Source organism: Myxococcus eversor (genome assembly GCF_010894455.1).
Classification (GTDB): domain Bacteria; phylum Myxococcota; class Myxococcia; order Myxococcales; family Myxococcaceae; genus Myxococcus; species Myxococcus eversor.
Map to the genome: position 1 here is coordinate 1 of NZ_JAAIXY010000106.1, position 401 is coordinate 401.

1 protein-coding gene is annotated in these 401 nt (G+C 70.8%); it reads right to left on the reverse strand.

From position 1 onward, the window contains the following. Positions 1 to 7: 7 nt before the first annotated feature. On the reverse strand, positions 8 to 401 hold a 394-nt coding region (locus tag G4D83_RS45340), incomplete at its 5' end, for a sterol-binding-like protein (RefSeq protein WP_240357206.1).

Genomic DNA, 401 nt, shown 5'->3' on the forward strand with positions numbered 1-401 from the left:
CTTTCTTTCAGGGGAGTGCCGGGTGCGCGGCGTCCGCGCACGTCAGGCGAAGTTGGTGGAGCAGGGACGCAAAGCCCGCGCAGCGGACCGCCCCGTGCACGTAGCGGATCAGCCCCTCATGCGCGCGCAGGAGGACTTCCAGGGAGCCGACCACCTCGACGGCGTTGGAGAGCACCGCCTCCGTGAGCGTGCGCCGGTCATCGAGCACCTCGAGGATGGTCCGCCGCGAGGTGCCCACGGTGATGGACTCCTGGCCATCCACGGCGCGCAGGTGGGCCTGCGTGGAGGTGAAGGCAGCGGTGAAGTGCTCGGCGTCGATCTTCAGCGCGACGGCGAGGCCGGCCAAAGGCATCAGGAAGCGCCCGTGGGCCTGGGGCTGCTCGCGGGCCAGCAGCGCGAAG